Annotated in this window: 2 protein-coding genes; both read right to left on the reverse strand. The window is 59.7% G+C overall.

The genetic code is table 11. The features are described from left to right. On the reverse strand, window positions 1-1,115 hold a 1,115-nt coding region (locus tag AC1DVR_RS23325), incomplete at its 3' end, for a sugar ABC transporter ATP-binding protein (protein WP_478003012.1). A 72-nt stretch (window positions 1,116-1,187) separates the two neighbouring features. Further along, window positions 1,188-1,549, reverse strand: a 362-nt coding sequence (locus tag AC1DVR_RS23330; protein ID WP_478003013.1) for a substrate-binding domain-containing protein, incomplete at its 5' end; no start/stop codon positions are given.

Consider the following 1,549-nt stretch of genomic DNA (forward strand, 5'->3'; position numbering starts at 1 on the left):
TTCATGCCAAGGACAAGCCCCTGTTCCTTGCGGTCTTCGGTGACAAACCCGATGCCCTTATCAATGGCCTGCGAGGGTTCGCGGATGGTCACCGTCTTGCCGTCGATGCTGATGGTGCCGACGCTGGGGCGGCTGCCGAAGATCATCTCCATCACCTCGGTCCGGCCCGATCCGACGAGGCCGAAAAAGCCCAGAACCTCACCCTTGTGCAGATCAAAGCTGACATCGGCCACCCGCGCCCCTTGAACGGTGGGGCGTTTCAGGCCAAGGCCCTTGACCGACATCAGAACCTGCGCGGTCGCATGGGACCGATGTTCGCCAAAGAGTTGCGACAACTCGCGGTCAACCATCTGGCGGATCAAAAGTTCACGCGTCATTTCGGCAATCGGGCGGCTGTCCACTGTCATCCCGTCGCGCAACACGGTCACGCGGTCGCCGATTTCGAAGATCTCATCCAGACGATGCGAGATGTAGACGATGCCGATATTTTGCGCCGCCAGTTTCTTGACCATCCGCATCAGCGTGGACGCTTCGTGATGGCTGAGCGAGGCGGTGGGTTCGTCCATGATGATCAGCTTGGAACTAAAGGAGATCGCGCGCGCAATCTCGACCATCTGCTTTTGCCCGATGCTGAGGCTGCCGACATTGCGGGTCGGTTCCAGATTCATGTCGAGTTCGGCCAGAACGGCGGCGGCATTGGCATTCATCTTGCGGGTGTCGATCAGGCCAAGCGCGTTCAAAGGTTCGCGCGCAAGGTATATATTCTCGGCCACGGTCAGGTTGTTCACCACCGCAAGCTCTTGATAAATGATGCTGATCCCCAAGGACCTGGCGTGGACTGGGTCTTTGATGACGACCTCGCGGCCATCCACCTTGATCACGCCGCCTGCGTCCGCCCGGTATACACCGGTCATCACCTTCATCAGGGTGCTTTTGCCCGCGCCATTTTCCCCGGCCAGCACATGCACCTCACCCAAGGCCAGTTGCAGATCAACATGGTTCAGGGCCTTCACGCCGGGAAACGTCTTGGATATGCCCTGCATTTCCAGAAACATCGGCATCTGCCGGGCCTTCTGCGCTCGGGTGGCGTCCGGCATTACAAGGATTTGGCTCATCGACGCCTCGTTTGACTGTGAGGAATGAAGAAGGGCAGGGCGCATGACACGCCCCGCCCCGAAGCGCATCGCTTACTTGGTGTAGCTGCCCAGGTTGTCGGCATTCACAACGGTGACGCCGGTGTCAACGTCGGTGCTGGTCGTCTCGGTGCCCTTGATCTGGGCGACCAGGTGTTCCACAGCCAGTTTGCCCATGGTGACGGGGCGCTGAACCATGATGCCGTTGATATAGCCGTCTTTCACGCCCTTGATGGTGTCGGGCAGATCGTCGAAGGCGAACACGGCAACCTTGCCTTTGCGGTCGGAAAACTCTTGCTCTGCCAGAACCTTGGCCACAGCCGGGCCGCCAACCTGGCTCATCCCGAAGATGCCAGAGAGGTCAGGGTTGCCGCGCAGGATTGCCTCGGTCACCGACACGGCCTTGGCCAGATCGT

The organism is Rhodobacter sp. P2_H5, from assembly GCF_056403335.1.